General features: G+C 39.7%; 18 protein-coding genes. 7 read left to right on the top strand and 11 right to left on the bottom strand.

Features of this window, described 5'->3' with window-relative positions; translation table 11 throughout:
* Window position 1 precedes the first annotated feature (1 nt).
* The 6 genes from CW745_RS15970 to nadE form a co-directional block, all read right to left on the bottom strand.
* Window positions 2-973 (bottom strand): ABC transporter permease, encoded by a 972-nt coding sequence (locus tag CW745_RS15970; protein WP_238596853.1) that lies wholly within the window; start codon window positions 971-973, stop codon window positions 2-4.
* Window positions 974-975: 2 nt separating this feature from the next.
* Window positions 976-1,953, bottom strand: a complete 978-nt coding sequence (locus tag CW745_RS15975) for an ABC transporter permease (protein WP_101109702.1) — start codon at window positions 1,951-1,953, stop codon at window positions 976-978.
* Between the two features lie 93 nt (window positions 1,954-2,046).
* Window positions 2,047-3,597, bottom strand: coding sequence for an ABC transporter substrate-binding protein (locus tag CW745_RS15980; protein ID WP_101109703.1), 1,551 nt, complete (start codon window positions 3,595-3,597; stop codon window positions 2,047-2,049).
* Window positions 3,598-3,629: 32 nt separating this feature from the next.
* A complete protein-coding gene (locus CW745_RS15985; protein WP_101109704.1) occupies window positions 3,630-5,336 on the bottom strand; it encodes an ABC transporter ATP-binding protein in 1,707 nt (568 codons plus the stop codon).
* Window positions 5,337-5,873: 537 nt separating this feature from the next.
* Complete coding sequence (gene asd / locus CW745_RS15990; protein ID WP_101109705.1) at window positions 5,874-6,986, bottom strand: aspartate-semialdehyde dehydrogenase; 1,113 nt, start codon at window positions 6,984-6,986, stop codon at window positions 5,874-5,876.
* A gap of 216 nt (window positions 6,987-7,202) precedes the next feature.
* The gene (gene nadE / locus CW745_RS15995; protein ID WP_101109719.1) at window positions 7,203-8,033 is read right to left on the bottom strand and encodes an ammonia-dependent NAD(+) synthetase; all 831 of its coding nucleotides are present in this window, start codon (window positions 8,031-8,033) and stop codon (window positions 7,203-7,205) included.
* Window positions 8,034-8,199: 166 nt separating this feature from the next.
* Here nadE and glmU point away from each other — a divergent pair, with 166 nt between their 5' ends.
* On the top strand, window positions 8,200-9,558 hold the full coding sequence (gene glmU, locus CW745_RS16000; RefSeq protein WP_101109706.1) for a bifunctional UDP-N-acetylglucosamine diphosphorylase/glucosamine-1-phosphate N-acetyltransferase GlmU: 1,359 nt from the start codon (window positions 8,200-8,202) through the stop codon (window positions 9,556-9,558).
* 560 nt (window positions 9,559-10,118) lie between these two features.
* Here the strand turns inward: glmU and CW745_RS16005 are convergent.
* A complete protein-coding gene (locus CW745_RS16005; protein ID WP_101109707.1) occupies window positions 10,119-11,840 on the bottom strand; it encodes a DEAD/DEAH box helicase in 1,722 nt (573 codons plus the stop codon).
* Window positions 11,841-12,304: 464 nt separating this feature from the next.
* Here CW745_RS16005 and yjeH point away from each other — a divergent pair, with 464 nt between their 5' ends.
* Window positions 12,305-13,567 carry an L-methionine/branched-chain amino acid transporter gene (gene yjeH / locus CW745_RS16010; RefSeq protein WP_153069775.1) on the top strand — a complete coding sequence of 421 codons (1,263 nt, stop codon included), beginning with the start codon at window positions 12,305-12,307 and terminating at the stop codon, window positions 13,565-13,567.
* A 38-nt stretch (window positions 13,568-13,605) separates the two neighbouring features.
* On the opposite strand, the gene nfuA is transcribed toward yjeH, so the two are convergent.
* Entirely contained in the window at window positions 13,606-14,187 is a 582-nt protein-coding gene (gene nfuA / locus CW745_RS16015) for a Fe-S biogenesis protein NfuA (protein WP_101109709.1), read from the bottom strand.
* A gap of 134 nt (window positions 14,188-14,321) precedes the next feature.
* The gene (locus CW745_RS16020) at window positions 14,322-15,065 is read right to left on the bottom strand and encodes a ComF family protein (RefSeq protein WP_343226091.1); all 744 of its coding nucleotides are present in this window, start codon (window positions 15,063-15,065) and stop codon (window positions 14,322-14,324) included.
* A 23-nt stretch (window positions 15,066-15,088) separates the two neighbouring features.
* Between CW745_RS16020 and bioH the strand changes: the two genes are divergently transcribed.
* The 3 genes from bioH to CW745_RS16035 all read left to right on the top strand — a co-directional run bounded on the left by bioH (window position 15,089) and on the right by CW745_RS16035 (window position 16,660).
* Window positions 15,089-15,862 (top strand): pimeloyl-ACP methyl ester esterase BioH, encoded by a 774-nt coding sequence (gene bioH / locus CW745_RS16025; RefSeq protein WP_101109711.1) that lies wholly within the window; start codon window positions 15,089-15,091, stop codon window positions 15,860-15,862.
* An 82-nt stretch (window positions 15,863-15,944) separates the two neighbouring features.
* On the top strand, window positions 15,945-16,232 hold the full coding sequence (locus tag CW745_RS16030; protein ID WP_101109712.1) for a hypothetical protein: 288 nt from the start codon (window positions 15,945-15,947) through the stop codon (window positions 16,230-16,232).
* Between the two features lie 5 nt (window positions 16,233-16,237).
* Entirely contained in the window at window positions 16,238-16,660 is a 423-nt protein-coding gene (locus CW745_RS16035) for a hypothetical protein (RefSeq protein WP_101109713.1), read from the top strand.
* Window positions 16,661-16,727: 67 nt separating this feature from the next.
* Here the strand turns inward: CW745_RS16035 and slyD are convergent, their stop codons facing one another.
* Both slyD and CW745_RS16045 read right to left on the bottom strand, forming a co-directional pair.
* Window positions 16,728-17,354: a peptidylprolyl isomerase gene (slyD, locus tag CW745_RS16040; RefSeq protein ID WP_101109714.1), complete on the bottom strand. Its 627-nt coding sequence runs from the start codon at window positions 17,352-17,354 to the stop codon at window positions 16,728-16,730.
* Between the two features lies 1 nt (window position 17,355).
* Entirely contained in the window at window positions 17,356-17,580 is a 225-nt protein-coding gene (locus CW745_RS16045; protein WP_101109715.1) for a YheV family putative zinc ribbon protein, read from the bottom strand.
* Between the two features lie 125 nt (window positions 17,581-17,705).
* Between CW745_RS16045 and CW745_RS16050 the strand changes: the two genes are divergently transcribed.
* Together CW745_RS16050 and CW745_RS16055 are read left to right on the top strand one after the other, a co-directional pair.
* On the top strand, window positions 17,706-19,616 hold the full coding sequence (locus tag CW745_RS16050; protein ID WP_101109716.1) for an ABC transporter ATP-binding protein: 1,911 nt from the start codon (window positions 17,706-17,708) through the stop codon (window positions 19,614-19,616).
* 63 nt (window positions 19,617-19,679) lie between these two features.
* Window positions 19,680-19,967, top strand: a complete 288-nt coding sequence (locus tag CW745_RS16055) for a pyrimidine/purine nucleoside phosphorylase (RefSeq protein ID WP_101109717.1) — start codon at window positions 19,680-19,682, stop codon at window positions 19,965-19,967.
* Window positions 19,968-20,579 lie beyond the last annotated feature (612 nt).

Below are 20,579 nucleotides of genomic sequence, written 5' to 3' on the forward strand. Positions count from 1 at the left end.
CCTAGCCTTTATAAAGCTTAGGGTTAAACAGATCACGTAACCAGTCGCCTAATAAGTTGATCACTAATACCAGTGAAACTAAAACAATCCCCGGGAAAATAGTGATCCACCATGCACCAGAGAAGATATATTTAAAGCCGATACTGATCAGTGCGCCTAATGAAGGTTGATCAACCGGTAGCCCTAGTCCTAAGAACGATAGCGCCGCTTCAGACATGATGGCATTAGCAACCTGCACCGTTGAGATCACCAAAATAGGTGATAAACAGTTCGGAAGAATATGACGGAACATAATACGCCCTGCTTTAAACCCCATAACCTGCGCAGCTTCTACATACTCCTTCTGCTTTTCTGCGAGTACTGAGGCTCGAATGGTACGTGCATATTGAGGCCACTCAGCAACCCCAATAATGACCACTAACATGATCACAGCATATTCACTAAAGAACTCCGCGCCAAAACTAGCTTTGAAAATGGCTGAAACAATAATTGCCACCATCATGGTCGAAAACGACAATTGAACATCTGCAAAGCGCATTAAGAAACTATCGATACGTCCACCAAAATAACCGGCAGACAAACCAATAATCGTACCAAGAACAAGTTGTACCCCCACTGCTAAAAATCCGATAGTCAGTGATAAGCGAGAACCATATAAGATAGTGGAAAGAATATCGCGACCTTGATCATCCGTACCTAATAGAAAACGACTATCACCATCTTCCATCCAGCTAGGGGGTAATTCAGAGTCCATGATATCGATCACCATAAGGTCATAGGGGTTGGTTGGCGATAGTAGTGGTGCAAATAGAGCTGCTAGAAAGAAAGCTAAAAATAGCGCAAAGCTGACCATTGCCACTTTGTCTCGTTTGAAATGATAAATAAAATCTGATTTTTTGAGCTTCTGCCAGCGTGTTGGCATCAGATTATCAGAGGTATTTGGCACGCTGTTATCCATGTTGGTGTTCTCCATGATTATGCCTCTTTGCCAGTAATATTAACGGTTGGATTGATCACTCCGTATAACAGGTCAACGATAGTATTAGTGATCACAAAAATTAAGCCTACAAAAATAACGTAAGCGGTGATCAGCGGGGTATCAACACGGTTAATAGCCTCTAAAAATAGAAAGCCTGTACCTGGCCATTGGAAAACGGTTTCAGTAAGAATGGTATAAGCAACCATGGTACCTATTTGAACACCACCAACGGTTAGTAATGGGAGCATGGTATTTTTCAGCGCATGCTGATAATACACCTTATTCATTGGCAACCCTTTGGCGGTAGCAAATTTCACATATTCTGAGCTTAATGACTCAAGCATTTCAGATCTTACCAAGCGGATAAATAGCGGTAACATGATTGAAGCCAATGAAACGCAAGGTAACACCAAGTGTAACAAGCCATCTTTACTCAAGAAGCCTGTTTCCCAGCCTAATATATTCACTGTTTCTCCTCTACCATAGGAGGGGAGCCAATTGAGTTCGACTGAAAATATATACATTAGGATAATTGCAGTTAAGAAAACCGGAACAGAGATACCGATACTGCTAAGTGCCATGATTACCTTAGTCCAGATGCTTTTAGGGTGAATGGCGGAATACACGCCAAGGGGGATAGAGACGGCAATAATGATTAACGCTGCGCCAAATACTAACTCTAAGGTCGCTTGTAATTTATCTAAAATCACTTCGGTGGCGGGGCGTTTGAAAAAGTAAGAGTTGCCTAAATCACCCTGAAGGGCGCTACCTATAAAGCGAGTATATTTAGTGAGATAGGGATCATTTAAACCAAGCTCTTCACGTAACACTTGGCGCTCCTCTTCAGAAACAGATTGTCCAACCATTTCTCGCAGTGGATCTCCGAGGTTATCTTGAATTGCAAAGGCGACTAAGCTAATCACAAACATTACAACTAAAGCTTGAAAAAGTCGCTTAACCAGAAAGGTAAACATGGGGGATTCCTACATATTAATAAAAAGTAAAAGTACATGAGCGGACAAAGAGACAAGCAATAAAAGTTAACTTATCTCTTTGTTGCTTTAAGGTTATTTCACAACTAAATCGCCAAAGTATGGAAAGTTCATTGCGTTAACGATAGGTGAAATTTGTAGATTAGATTTTGCGCCCCATGCAAGGTTTTGCCAGTGTAGTGGAACAAATACAGCATCGTTATAAAGGATCTGCTCGACCTCTTTTAACATCTCCGAACGTTTGCTCGGATCTGTTTCAGCATTGGCTTTATTAACTAAGGCATCTAATTTAGGGTTCGCGTAGTGACCACAGTTATATGCACCTTTGCCAGTTTCTGCATCACGAGTCATGGTTAAAAATTCAGAGAAGTTAGCTGAATCTTCGGTATCAGCATGCCAACCAATCATCATCATATCTGCTGAACATTTATCAAACTCAGGCCAATATTGCGCTTTTGGCATCGTTTTAAGATCTACCTTAATGCCAATTTTTGATAGCATTGACGACGTTGCTTGTGCAATTTGTGCATCGTTAACATAGCGGTTATTGGGTGCCATCATAGTTAAGTTAAAGCCTTTTTCGTAACCTGCCTCTTTCATGAGGGCGCGTGCTTTTTTAAGGTCGTAACGTGGCACTAAATTCTCATCATGGCCTGCATAACCTGTCGGGCTTTGTTGGCCTGCAGTGGTTGCAAAGCCTTTCATTATTTTCTTAACAATACCTTCGTTATTGATAGCATGGACAATGGCTTGACGAACACGTACGTCTTTTAATGCTTCATTGCTGTTTTGATTCATTTGTAAAGTTATGACACGTGTGCCTGGAACGGTTGTTAATTCAATTCCTTTTGTTTTAATTACACGTTTATGATCGTTCGGTGCAACAGGGTGAATTAGATCTACACCGCCTGACAGCAGGGCTGCAACGCGTGTTGCATTTTCTTTGATAGGCACCATTGTTAATTTATCAACATTACCTGGTGATTTTTTATCCCAGTAATTATCAAAACGTTCAAATACCACTTTGATACCCTGCTCACGAGAAGTGACAATAAAAGGACCTGTACCTGATACGTTAGTTGATGCGAATGAGTTACCATGCTTTACGATAATTGCTTTATCTTTTCCGTCAATTTCCCCCGAATAGAATTTACTGTCCATTGGGAAAATGTAGGTCGCAGTTTGTAATACTAACGGGTACGGTTCAGTAGAGATAATTTCTACTGTGTAATCATCAATTTTTTTAAGTTCTTTATAAGGTGAGAAAATGGCTTTGTAATCACCTGATTTTTTTAAGCGGTTAAAGGTCCATACAACATCATCTGCGGTTAATTTATTACCTGAATGGAAAGTAACATCTTTGCGTAGTGTAAAACGGAAGGTTGTATCATCAACACGCTCCCATTTCTCAGCAATACGTGCTTCAAAGTTAAACGCTTTATCAAAACGTACCAATGGATCAAATAACATATGAGACATCTGCATTACACCACCGGATAGCTGCTCATGTGGATCAAGGGTTACTGGATCTGAGTCATAAGCAATAGTGATATCGGCAGCCGTTGCTGAAAAGCTTAAACCTGTTGCAAGTAATGCTATTGCTAGCTTTGTTTTCAAAAGTTTCATCCGTTTATTTCCTTTAATATCAAGTGAATTGTTTATAACGCTGTGCGTAAGCCTTTAAACTCTGGCATAAGCGAGACGAGGTGTTGGCTGTATTCATGTTGTGCATTGGTAAAGAGTTGTTCGCTGTCACTGACCTCCACAAGTTGCCCTTGGCGCATCACGCCAATTCGATCACAAACCTGGCGAATAACAGGGAGATCGTGGCTGATAAATAACATAGTTAAATTTAATTCATCCTGTAGATCTTTAAGTAGGTTTAAAATTTGAGCTTGCACTGAAACATCTAAAGCAGATGTTGGTTCATCACAGATAAGTAGGCGAGGACGAGTCGCCAATGCACGTGCTATTGAGATTCGTTGACGCTGGCCACCAGAAAATTCATGTGGGTATTTTACTCCTGCCATTCTGCCTAGGCCGACGTGTTCAAGTAGGTCAAATACAATTTTCTGAATCTGGTGCTCAGAAGAGGCTAATTTATGGAATCGAATCGGCTCTGCAATAATATCGTAGATCTTCATACGTGGATTCATTGAGGTGTAAGGGTTTTGAAAGACCATTTGCATCTGGCGCCTTATTGGACGGCGTTGTTTTTCTGACTTTAATGCGGTCAAATCGATCCCCTCAAAAGTGATTACTCCTTCATTTGGTGGGTAAAGTCCTGCAATGACACGTGCGATGGTTGACTTTCCTGAGCCTGATTCGCCAACTAAACCAAAAGTCTCACCTTCGTTAATAGAAAAACTAACATTTTTATTTGCTTGCACATATTCGCGTTTACTTTCAAAAAATGAGTCTTTAGTAACAAAACGTAGGCTGACATTTTCGACATTGAGAAGTGGCCCGCTATAGTCGCGCTGATCTTGGCTTTGTCCTAACCAGTGATTTTTAACATCTAGTTTTTCAAGCTCATGGGCTTCTTCAATATAACTAACTAGCGGAAAACGGCCTAGTTTTATATCTGATCGTGGTACCGCTGAAATTAAGCTGCGTGTATATTCATGCTCAGGTGAGCCCAATACTTGCCTTGTAGTCCCAAATTCAACTAAATCACCACGGTACATTACTGCTACACGATCGGTAACGTTGGAGACAACGCCCATATCATGGGTAACGAGCATACAGCCGACTTGTTTTTCGATACATAAATTTCGAATCAGGGTGAGAATTTGATCTTGAATTGAAACATCTAATGCAGTGGTTGGTTCATCGGCAATAATAAGATCTGGTTCACCTGATAGCGCTATTGCAATCACCACACGCTGACGCATGCCACCTGAAAATTGATGAGGGTATTGTTTAATACGTAACTCGGGTTCTGGGATACCGACTTGCTCCATTAAGCTGATTGCACGCCCCATAGCCTCAGTGTTGCTCATACTTAAATTAGCATGGATCGTTTCAAGTAACTGTTGCTCGACGGTAAATAGTGGATTTAATGATGTCATTGGATCTTGGAAAATAAAGCCGATTTTATTACCGCGAATTTGGTGCATCTGCTCAGTATTTTTACCAGAAATAGTCTCGCCATTAAGGAATACATCACCGGCAGCGATAATACCAGGAGGGCTAAGTAGATCGATTATCGCATTACCGACGGTGGACTTACCTGCGCCAGATTCACCGACTACACCCACTATTTCACCACGTTCAATATTAAAAGAGAGGTTTTTTACCGCGGTGTGAGTACCAAAACGTGAAGGATATTCAATACGAAGGTTTTTTACTTCCAATAAAGACATTAAGTGGATCCCTGAAATTACTTAAGTGCTGCACTAATTAATAAAATTTAAACGATTATTACTGATGAATAGTTATTCAATATTTTTGCATATAACAAAAAGTTATAAGTGAATGAAGTTATATTAGACCAACAAATAGCGCTGAACAATTAATGAAGATGATTTTTGGCTACGACTTCAAACTATTAAATGTTCTCTGTATGGTTCATTTTTATTGATGTTTTATTCTGAGAAGTGTTTTTTTTATATTTTAAACGCATTTGTGAATGAGTTTAAAATTCACTCTACACGCTAAAAAATTGTTTTGTTTTTCTTTTTCTTATTCCTTTTGGTTATATCTTTTTGGGGGGGATTAATTTTCTTTATTTGATGTTTTTTGCGTGCAGGGATGAGTGTATAACCTAGCCATGTAAGTTTTTTATTTATGGATTATTTTTAATTAAAACAGAGGGAAGTTTATGAAGCGTTTATTTTTGTGTTTTTATAAGTAGATAAAAAAGGCCTCCAAAGAGGCCTTAATCACAATTAACGTGAAGCTTATGCTTCTTGCAAGATGTTTAACATACGACGAAGTGGCTCTGCCGCACCCCATAGTAATTGGTCACCAACAGTAAATGCACTCACGTATTCTGGGCCCATTGCTAGTTTACGAATACGGCCAACAGGGATACTTAGCGTACCAGTTACTTTTGCAGGTGAAAGATCAGAAACAGTTGCATCACGTTCATTTGGAATCACTTTTACCCATTCATTATGAGATGCTAGGATGTTTTCAATCTCTGCAACTGAAACATCTTTCTTCAATTTCATGGTGATCGCTTGACTATGACAGCGCATTGCGCCAATACGTACACATAATCCATCGATAGGTGTTTGGTTATCGCTTGTGCCTAAAATCTTATTTGCTTCAACCTGAGCTTTCCACTCTTCTTTTGATTGACCAGAAGGCATTGGTACATCAATCCAAGGGATTAGACTACCTGCAAGTGCCGCACCAAACTGATCCGTTGGTAAGTCATCACTACGAAGATGCTCCGCAACCTGTTGGTCTATCTCTAAGATAGCAGAAGCAGGATCAGCAAGCTTGTCAGCGACGACATCTTTAATCGAACCCATTTGGCTGATTAGTTCACGCATATTACGTGCACCAGCACCAGAAGCAGCTTGGTAAGTGTGCGGTGTTACCCACTCAATTAAATCGGCTTCAAATAGACCACCTAATGCGATTAATAGTAATGAAACCGTACAGTTACCGCCTACATAGGTTTTTACACCATCTTTTAGGCCCTGTTGAATAACGTTTTTATTAACAGGATCTAATACGATGATGGCATCATCTTTCATGCGTAATGAAGAAGCTGCATCAATCCAGTAACCGTTCCAACCGCTTTCACGCAGTTTTGGGTAAACTTCGTTAGTGTAATCACCACCTTGACAGGTAATGATAATATCCATTTTCGCAAGATCGTCGATTGCAAATGCATCTTTTAATGTATCGGTTGGTTTTCCAATATCTGGTGATGCTAGACCCACTTGAGAGGTGGTGAAAAACACAGGCTCAATCGTTGCAAAATCATTTTCATCACGCATTCTTTGCATAAGCACAGAGCCAACCATACCGCGCCAACCAACTAAACCAACTTTTTTCATGGGACTAACTTCCTTAATAGTATTTGAGTATCCGGTCATCTATTAACCGTACGTTAAACTTACCATTAACTACTTTACTCTGGCTAGTTTTTTGACTGATCTAAATTAATAAAAGTGCAGGAAGAGGTGGGATAAGTGGTGAATGCTTGCTATTAGCGGTCATCCTATTTTTAAAGGAGACCGCTCAGGCTTCGCGCTAGAAATAAATCGAAAAATTTAATCGTAAATAGTAGGGATTGGTTGACGCTTATGTTGAGTGCGTTGATAGATAGCAATGAGTTTATCTTCAATCTCCTGCGGTACCGTTTTTCCCTCTAAAAAATCATCAATTTGGTCGTAGGTCATGCCCAGTGCAATTTCATCTTCTAGCTGAGGTTTATCCTCTTCTAAATCGGCAGTCGGGGCCTTTTCAACTAATAATGCTGGCGCGCCAAGATGTTTTGCTAGGGCACGTACTTGACGTTTGTTAAGGCCAAACAAAGGGGCTAAATCACAAGCTCCATCACCATGCTTAGTGTAAAAGCCTGTAATGTTTTCTGCGCTGTGGTCTGTACCGACGACTAAGCCACCTGTTAATCCCGCTATTTCATACTGTGCAATCATACGCATACGTGCTTTTACATTGCCCTTAACGAAGTCTATGTTGGCATGAGTGGCAAGAGAGGCTGAGCTTGTCTGCAAAGCAGAAAGAGTGTTCTCATGAATGCCATCTGCACCAGACTGGATATTCACACTGACACTATGCGAGGGTTGGATAAATTGTAATGCAAGTTGTGCTTCATCTTCATCTTTTTGGATTGCATAGGGTAGACGCACTGCGATAAATTGGTATTGTTCGTTATTCTCTGAATCATTGAGTTGCTCAACGGCTAACTGGCATAAACGCCCAGCAGTACTAGAGTCAACGCCACCGCTAATGCCAAGCACTAAGGTATGGCAATAAGCTTGTTGTAGTTTACTTTTAATGAAATCGATGCGAGTTTGAATTTCAGATGCGACATCAATTTCAGCAAGCACGCGCATCTCTTTTAATATTTGTTGTTTCATTAAACTAGGCCTATTTTGAATGTTTGAGCACATATCTTATCCTTAATGTGCTAAATAATTAATAATAAACAGAGAGAAATGTTATTTATTTGCTGTTTGCTATTCGCAGTTGATTGTTTATTCGTTAAAATACCCTTTTTTTTTCTCATTATATGGAATCCACATTATGGCTTTAAGTGTTGTTATTCTTGCCGCTGGTAAAGGCACGCGCATGTGCTCACGTCTTCCTAAAGTACTGCATAAAATTGCAGACAAACCGATGGTACAACACGTTATTGACACGGTAAAAGGTGTTGGTGCAGAAAATATTCATTTAATTTATGGTCATGGTGGCGATCAAATGAAAGAGGCGATCACTGAACGTCGTCTTAATTGGATAAAACAAACAGAGCAATTAGGTACTGGCCATGCAATGCAAATTGCCCAGCCACATTTTAGAGAAACTGAAAAAATTCTCATGGTATACGGTGATGTTCCTTTGTTAACTGCGCATACCTTGCAACAATTAATTGATGTTCAACCAGAAGGAGGCATTGGATTATTAACTGTTAAGCTGGATGATCCAACTGGTTACGGTCGTATTGAGCGTGTTGATGGTGATGTAAGTGCAATTATCGAACAGAAAGATGCAACACAAAATCAACGTGAAATTAAAGAAGTTAATACTGGAATTTTAGTCGCTAATGCACGTGATTTACGTCGTTGGCTACCAGCATTACGTAATGATAACGCCGCCGGTGAATATTATGTGACGGATATTATTAAAATGGCACACCAAGAGGGGCGTGTTATTGGTGCTGTCCACCCAAGCAGTACGGTAGAAGTAGAAGGGGTTAATAACCGCTTACAACTTTCTAAACTAGAGCGTGCTTATCAACGCTTAGAAGCTGAAAAACTGTTGCTACGCGGTGTTATGTTACGCGATCCTGATCGCTTTGATTTACGTGGTGAGCTAACTTGTGGCCAAGATGTTGATATCGATATTAATGTTATTATTAAAGGTAATGTTAACTTAGGCGATGGTGTTGTTATTGGTGCTAACTGTATTTTAATTGATTGTGATATCGAAAATAACGTTGAAATTAAGCCGAACTCGATCATTGAAGGTAGCCGTATTGGCGACAACTCAACCATTGGGCCTTTTGCGCGTATTCGTCCTGAAAGTGTCATCGAAAAAAATGTGCATGTTGGTAATTTTGTTGAAATTAAAAAATCTACTTTAGGTAATGGTACTAAATGTGGTCACTTAAGCTATTTGGGTGATAGTACGTTAGGACGTAACGTGAATATTGGTGCAGGAGTAATTACTTGTAATTATGATGGCGCTAATAAATACCCAACTAAAATTGGCAATGATGTGTTTGTTGGTAGTGACTGTCAACTTATTGCACCAGTTTCTATTGGTAATGGTGCAACAACAGCTGCAGGAACAACCATTGTGAATGATGTACCTGAAGATGCATTAGCGGTTGCTCGAACGAAGCAACGTAATCTGAATAATTGGAAACGCCCTACTAAAAAATAACGTGAGCGACTTTTATTTCGGCATAAGCCCAATCAATTGATTGGGCTTTTTTTTGTTTTAATTTTAAAGCGCTACTAATAGCAAACGACATAAATTGCTTCTAAGAAAAATGATGGCTTGATTAGAAAGGTTTAAAGCAGACGAGATAAAAGAGAAAATAAACAATAAAAAAAGCCACTCTATTAATGGGCCTTAAATAGAGTGGCTAAGGATCTTCAAAACGAAGAAAAAATTTTGCTAACTCAAATGGGTACTTTTATTAGCGCCAGGTAATAATCGCAAGGATAGTGGCTAAATAATAGTGCTTAGGAGGTTGAAAATCATCAGTTGAGTTTGTTAGTTATTTAAAAACAATAAGTTATGTTTATGTGTAGGTTATGTTTCTATCATAGAGCAGTGTTTCTTGATGATATTAGTCTTTTCGCTAAACTGAAACTTTATTTTCTTTAAAAACAGTGTGTTATGTTTTTATTGGGTGTATTAGAATCAGTTGAATGGATCTTGGGATAAAAAAAAGGAAGCTTAAAAGCTTCCTTTTATGGTTCGATTAAAATGAAAAACTAATCTTTTTTGATGTTTAGTTGGCGCTTACAAACATATACACCTTCAAGATGTTTCATTGTTTTTTCTGGCATCCCTTTTGGCAATTCAATGGTCGAGTAATTATCATTTAATTTGATATCACCGATAAAGCGGCTGTTAATATTCGCTTCATTTGCAATTGCACCAACGATGTTTTTAACTTGTACACCATGTGAACGGCCAACATCTAAACGGTATGTTTCTAACTCAACGTCTGTTGGGCGGCCACGGCCGCGAGGTTTGTCACCACCGCGCTCTGAACGATCTCCACGATCACCACGAGAACGGTCGTTACGTCCACGGCCACGATCATTGCGATCACCACGGTCAAAACCACGATCGTTTGAGCGAGGTTCTACAAATTTCTCTTCTACAGGCTGCAGTGGTTTTTCTTTTTGTGCTAAGAAAAGTAGTGCGGCAGCAAGGTCTAAATCATCGATCTCGGTATTGTTTTCAATTTGCTCAAACAAAGTGCGGTAGAACGTTAAGTCTTCACTTTCACAAACTGAGAATAGTTTTGTTTGGAAGCTTTCAATACGTGTTTTAGTAACTTCATCACGTGTTGGTAAGTCCATGATAGTGATCTCTTGACGCGTCGCACGTTCAATCGCTTTTAATAGGCGACGTTCACGCGGTGCTGCAAATAAAATCGCTTTACCTTTACGTCCTGCACGGCCTGTACGACCAATACGGTGAACGTAAGATTCGGTATCTGTTGGAATATCGTAGTTAACTACTAGGCTTAAACGCTCAACGTCAAGACCACGTGCCGCAACATCTGTTGCCACTAAAATATCTAAACTACCTGACTTAATACGTGCGATTGTGCGCTCACGTGTCTGCTGGTTCATATCACCGTTTAATGCTGCGCTGCGGTAACCACGTGCTTCTAAGCGCTCTGCTAACTCAACCGTTGCAGTCTTAGTACGTGCAAAGATGATTGCGCCATCGAACTCTTCTGTTTCTAACATACGTGTTAATGCATCAAGCTTATTAACACCACGTACAATCCAACATTTCTGTTCGATGTTTTCAACAGTAGACGTTTTTGCTTTGATCTTCACTTCTGTTGGGTTGTTCATGTAACGTTTAGTAATACGTTTAATTTGATCTGGCATTGTTGCAGAAAACAATGCTGTTTGATGCTTTTCAGGCATATCTTTCATGATCGTTTCAACGTCATCGATGAACCCCATGCGTAACATTTCATCTGCTTCATCAAGCACTAATGCGTTCAGCCCAGAAAGGTCTAATGTTTTTCGTTTTAGGTGATCCATAATACGACCAGGCGTACCAACAACAACCTGTGGGCCACGGTTTAGTTGTTTAAACTGAATGTTGTAGCTTTGGCCACCGTAAATTGGCATAACGTGGAAACCACGTAGATGACGAGAGTAGCTTTGGAACGCTTCTGCTACTTGAATCGCTAACTCACGTGTAGGTGCTAATACTAATACCTGTGGTTTCTTAATAGAAAGGTCGATATTTGCTAAAAGCGGTAATGCGAAAGCACCTGTTTTACCTGTACCCGTTTGTGCAAGGCCAAGTACATCTTCACCATTTAATAGGTGTGGGATTGTTTGTGCTTGGATAGGAGAAGGTGTTTCGTAACCCATTTCTGCAACGACTTGAATGAGTTCTGCAGGTAAGTTTAGATCGTTAAAAGTAATTGTTGTTTCTGTTGTATTTGACTCTGACATAGAGGCCTCATGATTTGTATAAATTCTGCGTTTTAGCGAAGCATAAACGCGTCAATTCAGCATATACCTACGTCACCTCAATCGTTCCAACTTATGTTGAAACCATTTAATAATTCTCGCGTGTTATTTAATAAAATGTAATAACGCGTAGTAGGTCTAATCTGAAGATTTCGTAATGATTCTTTGAATCTGAATACGAGGGAGGCGCATTCTACTCGATCTGTTCATAAAATGCTCGCGTTATTTGATGTTAACCACAAATTAGAAAGAATATTGACTATTTTTCTTGTTAATTCATCTGCTTTACACATTAACAGGCAACGAAATCGACTATTTGATGAGGTAGTAATGCTCATTAAAAAGCTCAATAGCAAGCTTAATCCCAATGCTTTCTGTATAAAGCGCCAAACTCGTGCCTGAATAACCATTTTGAGATAGTATGAAGCCTTAATAAGGAGAATCATTTGTCTACAGGTAATCAAAGGATAACCGTCACTCATGGTGTCGGGATGTTAGTCGCTGCTTTGCTCGGTTCGGGCGTTTTTATTATTCCCGCTATTGCCGCATCCATTGCAGGTAGTTGGTCATTATTAGCATGGTTGATTATGGGGCTACTCATTTTGCCAATTGTGTTTACCTTTGCCGCGCTAGGAAAACGATATCCACATGCAGGTGGAACGGCCTATTTTGCCCAGATTGCATTTGGCGATAAAGCTGCTCGTGTTGTTAGCTGGTTATTTATTTGGGTTGTAGCATTAGGCGCGCCAGTGATCGTTATCACTGCAGCTAACTTTTTAGTAAATGGCTTAACATCGATAGGTATTATTGAGCATGCATCATCAAAAATGTTATTCCTATGTGCATTATTAATGTTGTTTTTATTGCTCTTTTTTAATCTTTTTGGTTTAAAAGCGGCGGCTATTGTACAAACTCTATTGAGTGTTTGCATTGTCGGGTGCCTACTTTTTGTTTCGGTTAATAGTCAAGTGACACAACCTTTTCATCTTCCTGATACTCCTTTTCAATTATCTACCTTAGCACTCAGTGCCAGTTATATCCTTTGGTGCTTTTTGGGTATTGAGGCGATAGCCCATTTAGCTAATGATTTTAAAAATCCTCATCGTGACTTTCCATTAACGATTATCATCGGCATTTTTATTACCTTACTGGTTTATACTGTCATAAGTCTGAGTTTGTTGCAGATGAGTTTTTATGGGGATGAGCGTGAAAATCTAAACTCAGTGATCAGTTTAGTTAAATTAAGCTTAGGAGGAAAAGGATACATATTTGTCTCTTTTGCCGGATTTTTAACATGTTACATTTCAGTAAGCCTCTATTTTGTTGGCTTTTCACGGTTACTATCAAGCATGGCAAAGCAACAACAACTCCATGCTATGTTTGCCAAGGTAAATCGCTTTTCAGTACCCTATCTAGGTTTGATTTTTGCTGTATTGATGACGACGATAATGTTATTCAATTACCATTATTCAGGACTTGATCTGGAAGGATTAATTGCATACGCGAATGGACTATTTATTTTGATTTATCTGGCTGCATCAGTAGCGGGTATCAAGTTATTAAGCGGATACAATAAAAAGTTGGCTATAGTAGCGAGCCTAACCTGCTTGCTACTATTTATCTCCTTAGGTAGCCATGCTTGGTTTGCTGTAGGTCTGTTGCTACTTTTGATTTTTTATTATCGCGTTAAAAGAAAAAAGAGAAGCTAAGCTTCTCTTTCATCATCAACCTTGTTGGAGAGGATTCGTTACTTGTAGAACGAATGGTCTCCACTTTGATGCTCTGTAATATCACGCACAGCGTTAAGTTCGCCAGAGAACTCTTCAAGTAATTCTTTTTCAATGCCATCTTTAAGTGTTAAATCCACCTGAGAGCAACCATTACAGCCACCACCAAATTCAATAACAGCGACATGGTCTTCTGTTAATTCGATTAATTTTATAAAACCACCATGGCTTGCAAGTTGTGGATTGATTTGTACTTGAATAACGTATTCAACACGATCAATTAAAGGTGCATCATCTTTTACTTTACGCATTTTTGCATTAGGTGCTTTTAGCGTTAGCTGTGTCCCTGTTTCTTCTTCTACAAGGTCAATAAATGCCTCTTCTAAAAAGGGAAGACTTACCTCATCAACTAAAGCGTCAAAACCCTCATAGTTTAAACGTGTATCGCTTTCTTCAACCGCTTCGGGTGGGCAGTATGAAACACCACACTCTGCTTTAGGTGTGCCTGGGTTGATAACAAATATGCGAATACTTGTTCCCTCTTTTTGTGGCTCTAATAATTTGCGAAAGTGTGCTTCTGCACTTGGAGTGATCTCAATCATTGCTCTGCCTCTGTTTAATCTCGAGTGGTTTAGTAGGGTATTATAACGGGCATTGTGAACAAGAAGAAAGCAAAAAAATAATATACACCTGATTTGTTATCTGTGGCGTTAGGCATCCAATAAGTGATTGCTACCTATTTTTCTAATGCTGTCCGACTGACGCACCATACTGTGATGCTATTCACTTGCTGTTTTAGTAATGTTTTGCATAAGCTATTGGTGGTTGCTCCTGTTGTTACAACATCATCGATAACGAGGATATTTTTATCCTTCAATAGGTAACTTTCTCGCGTATTTGAAACAAAGGCGTTTTCGACATTTCTCTGTCGCTGTTTAATTGTCAGCCCCTCTTGGGGCGTTGTCAGTCTGTTGCGTGAAATCTGATGCGTGATAATAGGGATCTGTAATTGCTTATGTAGGCTGTCACAGATAATTTGCGCTTGGTTAAAGCCGCGTGATGTTAATTTTTTATTGTGCAGAGGCACGGCGAGTAGAAAATCAAATTGTGCAAGTTCACTGGCCGTGTATCGAGATAATACTGACTTAACAAGCAGGTTCGCCAGTAACTCACCTGCTATAAGCTGCTTTTGATATTTTAATTGTTTAATTAACGTTGAAAGTGGTTTGGTATAATCACCCAGCGCATGTACATGTTCAAAACGGTAGTCTTTATTCAGGCAGTCGCCACAGTATTCAGTTGTTTTAGCGAGGGGTAGGGCGCAATGTAAGCAGTAGTTCCGTTTTGAGAGGATCTTTTTTTCACAATGTAGACAGATAAGTTTACTATTACTCGGCAATGCGCAAATTAAGCATTGAGCGGGAAGGATTTGCTCAATAAGGCGGGTTGTCTGTTGCGCAATAAAATTGAAAATAATCAGAGATCCTTAAAGGGGAGTTGGCTGTGAGTATAGAACAATCGGTACATTGTGAGGTGGTAGGGCAAGGGCCCGCATTGGTTTTGTTACATGGTTGGGGCGTTAATCGTGTCGTTTGGCAACCCGTGGTAGAGTCATTGAGTAGCAAACACCAACTGTATCTTGTTGATCTTCCTGGTTTTGGTGACAGTGAACCATTAACTGAATACACGTTGCAGTCGATAAGTGAGGCTATTTTGCAAGTTGTACCAAAACGTGCGATTTGGTGTGGTTGGTCACTAGGCGGTCTGATTGCAACCTATGTTGCTATTAACTATCCCGCTCAAGTGAATAAACTTATTCAGGTAGCGAGCTCCATGAAATTTGTTAGTGAAGATGATTGGAGTGGTGTTGATGCTTCGGTTTTCGATAATTTTTTAGCTGGATTAAAATCAAACCCGGACAAAACATTAACGCGATTTATCGCTTTACAAGCGATGGGGTGTGCCAGTTCGCGTAAAGATAGTGTCACTTTTAAAAAGCTACTTACTGGAAGTAAAAAAGCGGAACAACAGGCGCTTATCGAAGGGCTACACCTATTAGCTCACTCTGATCTCCGCTCTGATTTTGCATCTATTACTGTCCCTTGCTTATCTTTATTTGGAGAGTTTGACAGCTTAGTTCCCTTGTCTACACAGAAAAAAACGTCTGAGATTTTGCCCAGCGTACAAACGCAACTATTTGAAAATTCATCACATGCGCCTTTTATCAGCGAAAATACACTATTTTGTCAGCGAGTACTTGAATTCACCAGCGCTTAAAAATTAACCGTTTTGATGTTTTTATGGTAGAATGTGCCATACTTTTATTGTCTCCTTTCATTTTTAAGTGGGGTTGTGTTTTATGGATGTTCGTTCTGCTTTTAATAGTGGCCTAGCTGGTTTCCAAGATGCATCTGTACAGCTGAGTAACGCAAGTTCTCGGATAGCCCAAGCGGGCATAACAGAAAAAAGTATCAACGATTCACAGCAAGCAACGGGGAGTAATTCCCCTCTCGCTGAGCGAGCATCCACCTCTGTCACTACTGAGCTTATTAATCTTAAGGTTGCTGAGTTTCAGGCGAAGGCTTCGGCAAAGGTGATAACAACGGCCGACGAGATGGTCGGAACACTTATTGATACAAGTGCGTAATTGTCATGGTAAATATTAATGCAGCCTTACCGACAACTATTGCAACTCCGTTTCATCCACCGACAGAGTCATTGCAACGTGATAACTTAATCAAGCCCGTAATCCCTAAAACAGAAGTTATCGCGTCTTACACTAAGCTTAGAGATCAAGAAGAAAAAGCGCAGTTTTCTGAAGAGGGGCGGAGCATTATTCAAGATGAAAATGAGCCGACCGATTCAGAAGCTAATAAAGAGCATCAACAGCAGCAATTCGCCGCACAAAATAGACGTTTAAAATTTTTTGCTAAAAACAGTGAAGAAAAGCAGGGGAGTGAAGCTAAAGCATTACAGATAGTGCAAGATCTAAAATTAACCATTTCTGTTATTCAGGAAAAATATAAACGTGCAGTAAGCCCTTTACCTGATCCAACCATAAAATACGCACTATAAAAAAGGCAATCACCAAACTTTTGAATGATTGCCCTATCAATTAACGATTAGCTAAACTTCGTCGTAATTAGTGGCAACTACCGCAGCATCCTTCTGGCGATGCATCCATCTTTTCTTTGACTTCATCATGGCTATGACCACCACAACACTCTTCACCTTCAGCATGTTTACTTTTATCGCCACCACAACATTCGTGATCGGCATGATCATGGCTAGAGCATGAACCCCCATGTTGATGAATGTGGCCATGTGCCAACTCTTCCGGTGTCGCTTCGCGAACAGCAACCACTTCACCAACAAACTGAAGTGCCATTCCTGCAAGAGGATGATTTGCATCGATGCTCACCATTTCATCGGTTACTTCTGTTACTTCAACAGTGCGTGGGCCTTGGTCTGTATCTGCTTGAAAAGACATGCCAACTTCAATGGTATCTACACCTTGAAAGAGATCGCGCGGTACTTGTTGTACTAAAGCTTCTTGAAATTCGCCGTAAGCATCTTGAGCTTCAAGTTTTACGTCAAACTTATCACCCACTTCTTTACCTGCTAATTCAGCTTCAAGGCCTGGTACTAAGTAACCTGCCCCCTGAATAAACTCAAGTGGTGCGCCATTTTCTGTGCTATCAAGCGCATTACCATCAACTTCTGCAACACCAAAGTGGATTGATACCACTACATCATTTTCAATTTTCATTCTATTTCTCACTGTTTTCCGCTGGGTCAAATACACCAATCATCTGTTCAAATTGGCGTGTTGCCGCTGATGCTTGTGTCGGTGTTTGTGCCTGTGTAAAACTACATGACACACATATTAATGTTTCTACCGCATTTTCTAGTGTCAGTGCAACGCTGTCAAGTGTGTTGCATTTAGGGCAACTAGCGCCTGCAATGAAACGTTTTTTATTTTTGGATAAGCTCATAAATTTTTCTGCCAATGAATCAATCACATCATAGTAATCAAATTAACTTTCATTACCAGTAGCTATGGCTCAACTTTATAAAATTCGTTATTATCCATCCCCCATTATTTCAGAGAAAGTTATTTATGATTGTTGCAAGTAATATCGAATTTATCCGTGGTGGTAAACCCCTATTAAAAGATGCCAGTGCAACAATCAATCCTCGTCAAAAGGTAGGGCTTGTGGGCGCAAATGGCTGTGGGAAGTCGAGTTTTTTCACACTATTAAAACAAGAAACGCATGTTGATGGTGGTGATCTTACTATTCCACATCATTGGCGATTAGCGAGTGTGGCACAGGAAACCCCTGCACTTGATAAAAACGCCCTACAATATGTCATAGATGGTGACCGAGAGTTTCGTGCATTACAACAAAAGCTAAATGAAGCAGAAGCCGAAGATAATGGTACTAAAATAGCTGAGATGCATATCCAACTTGATAATGCTGGTGGTTACACCATTGAATCTCGTGCTGCGGAACTACTTGCGGGATTAGGGTTTAGCGAACAGGCGCAAGGGCGTTCAGTAAGTGACTTCTCGGGTGGTTGGCGTATGCGATTAAATCTGGCGCAAGCACTGCTTTGTCCATCTGATCTATTGTTACTCGATGAACCGACCAACCATTTAGATTTAGATGCGGTTATCTGGCTGGAAAAATGGCTTCGACAATACCCTGGTACGTTAATTTTGATCTCACATGATAGAGATTTTATCGATAGCATTGTAGATAAGATTATTCACATTGAGCAAAACAAACTGCATGAATATACGGGGAACTACACCAGTTTTGAGCGCCAACGTGCAGAGAAGTTAGCGCAGCAACAATCTTCCTATGAGAAACAACAAACACAGATGCAACATATGCAAAGTTACATCGACCGTTTCCGATATAAAGCAAGCAAAGCAAAACAAGCGCAAAGTCGTATAAAAGCGCTAGAAAAAATGGAACAATTATTACCTGCGCATTTAGATAATCAATTTAGCTTTTCTTTTCGTGAGCCTGACGCTTTACCGTTACCACTATTAACACTTGAAAAAGTAAGTGCGGGTTACGATGAATTATTAATCCTCGATCAAATAAAATTAAATCTAGTACCAGGTAGCCGCATTGGTTTATTAGGGCGGAATGGAGCGGGTAAATCAACGTTAATTAAATTGCTTTCAGATCAACTGAAACCAAAATCAGGTAAGTTAGAGATAAACCCAAATGCAAAGATTGGCTACTTTGCACAGCATCAATTAGAGTTTTTACGCTTAGACGAAACCCCACTTCAACATCTATCGCGTTTAGCCCCAGATGAAAAAGAGTTACCATTACGTAACTTCCTGGGTAGCTTTGGTTTCCAAGGTGATAAAGCATTAGACATAGTTGCTCCCTTTTCTGGTGGAGAAAAGGCGCGTTTAGTTTTAGCGCTGTTAGTGTGGCAAAAGCCCAACTTATTGTTACTCGATGAACCAACCAACCATTTAGATTTAGAGATGCGCCATGCACTTACTGTTGCACTGCAAGCTTTTGAAGGCGCAATGGTTGTGGTTTCGCATGATAGACACTTATTACGTACCACAACCGATGATCTTTATTTAGTGCATGATAAAAAAGTAGAACCATTCTCTGGCGATTTAGATGATTATCATCAATGGTTGGCTGATCAGCAACGTATAGAAAAACAAGCAGAACAAAGTGAAGAAAAAGCGCCTTCAGCAAGTGTGAACCGTAAAGATCAAAAAAGACTAGAAGCTGAGTTTAGAAAAAAATTAACACCTTATAAGAAACAGCTTACGACATCAGAAAAACAGATGGATGAATATGCTACTCGTTTATCAGAAATAGAAGACAAGTTAGGTGACAGCTCCTTATATGACCAAGAGAACAAAAAGCAATTGACGGATCTATTAAAAGAACAGGGGGAAATTAAAGATAACCTTGAAGAGGCTGAAATGTTATGGATGGTTGCTCAAGAACAAATAGAGTTATTACAGTCTGAATTTGAGGCTTGAGTTTTGAACTGAGCTTGGTCATAATCAGCGCCAAATTAAACGAACGATACATAAGGGAATAAAATGAGCTTTGAATCTAATGAATACTTTGACGGAAATGTAAAATCAATTGCATTCCAAACAGCGACCTTACCAGCAACAGTTGGTGTAATGGAGATCGGTGAATATACATTTGGTACAGATGCGTATGAATACATGACAGTGGTTAGCGGAAGCTTAACAGTAAGATATGCTGGTGAGACTGAATGGAAAACGTTTAATGCAGGTGAAACCTTTGAAGTTGAAGCGAATTCAAGCTTTGATGTAAAAGTAACAGTACAAACTGCTTACCTTTGCCTTTACAAAAAGTAATTGCTAAAAAGTTTTAAAAAAGGAGCTTCGGCTCCTTTTTTGTTTTTATAAGCCCACAGCCACGATAACGAACATAGAATTGAGCATGTTCAAAAGGGCATTAGCCCGCAAGTATTTCCAATATCGAAAAAACTGGATGAAATTAACTCATTTTGATGGGTATTTAATCACTTAGTCATTAAATTGAAATAAACCGTAATTAACGCTTGCCAAGGCTTCCTCAATCCCTATAATGCGACCCCACAGACACGGACGGCAACGCAAGTTACCAACCAAGTCCAAAGCAACAAACTCAATGAGTTTGAGTCATCAAAAGCATTTTAAGTAATTTAAAATAAACGATTGACAAGCTTCAAAGGTAGCGTATTATACGCACCTCGCTGATACGGCCTAGCCGGTAAGCACGCTCTTTAACAATTTAATCAAACAATCTGTGTGAGCATTGATAGTAGATTTCAAAATAGTCCTTCGGGACAAAAAATCAATATCAGTGACACACGAATTAATTCATTAATAGGTCGAAAAGATTTATCTTTTTGATGATTAACGAGACGTATTGAACTTGTTCAATCGTAGTTAATTCAGAATAACAAATCGTTACTTATTTAGGTT

The organism is Psychromonas sp. psych-6C06 (assembly GCF_002835465.1).
In the GTDB taxonomy this organism is placed as follows: Bacteria; Pseudomonadota; Gammaproteobacteria; order Enterobacterales; family Psychromonadaceae; genus Psychromonas.

What these genes read in the sequence shown, in the direction of transcription:
- CW745_RS15985 (WP_101109704.1), bottom strand. Translation starts at nt 5,336, where the DNA reads ATGTCTTTATTGGAAGTAAAAAACCTTCGTATTGAATATCCTTCACGT.
- nadE (WP_101109719.1), bottom strand. Translation starts at nt 8,033, where the DNA reads ATGAAACAACAAATATTAAAAGAGATGCGCGTGCTTGCTGAAATTGAT.
- CW745_RS16030 (WP_101109712.1), top strand. Translation starts at nt 15,945, where the DNA reads ATGGATGTTCGTTCTGCTTTTAATAGTGGCCTAGCTGGTTTCCAAGAT.
- CW745_RS16050 (WP_101109716.1), top strand. Translation starts at nt 17,706, where the DNA reads ATGATTGTTGCAAGTAATATCGAATTTATCCGTGGTGGTAAACCCCTA.
- CW745_RS15975 (WP_101109702.1), bottom strand. Translation starts at nt 1,953, where the DNA reads ATGTTTACCTTTCTGGTTAAGCGACTTTTTCAAGCTTTAGTTGTAATG.
- slyD (WP_101109714.1), bottom strand. Translation starts at nt 17,354, where the DNA reads ATGAAAATTGAAAATGATGTAGTGGTATCAATCCACTTTGGTGTTGCA.
- asd (WP_101109705.1), bottom strand. Translation starts at nt 6,986, where the DNA reads ATGAAAAAAGTTGGTTTAGTTGGTTGGCGCGGTATGGTTGGCTCTGTG.
- CW745_RS15980 (WP_101109703.1), bottom strand. Translation starts at nt 3,597, where the DNA reads ATGAAACTTTTGAAAACAAAGCTAGCAATAGCATTACTTGCAACAGGT.
- CW745_RS16055 (WP_101109717.1), top strand. Translation starts at nt 19,680, where the DNA reads ATGAGCTTTGAATCTAATGAATACTTTGACGGAAATGTAAAATCAATT.
- glmU (WP_101109706.1), top strand. Translation starts at nt 8,200, where the DNA reads ATGGCTTTAAGTGTTGTTATTCTTGCCGCTGGTAAAGGCACGCGCATG.
- CW745_RS15970 (WP_238596853.1), bottom strand. Translation starts at nt 973, where the DNA reads ATGGAGAACACCAACATGGATAACAGCGTGCCAAATACCTCTGATAAT.
- CW745_RS16035 (WP_101109713.1), top strand. Translation starts at nt 16,238, where the DNA reads ATGGTAAATATTAATGCAGCCTTACCGACAACTATTGCAACTCCGTTT.
- CW745_RS16045 (WP_101109715.1), bottom strand. Translation starts at nt 17,580, where the DNA reads ATGAGCTTATCCAAAAATAAAAAACGTTTCATTGCAGGCGCTAGTTGC.
- nfuA (WP_101109709.1), bottom strand. Translation starts at nt 14,187, where the DNA reads ATGATTGAGATCACTCCAAGTGCAGAAGCACACTTTCGCAAATTATTA.
- CW745_RS16005 (WP_101109707.1), bottom strand. Translation starts at nt 11,840, where the DNA reads ATGTCAGAGTCAAATACAACAGAAACAACAATTACTTTTAACGATCTA.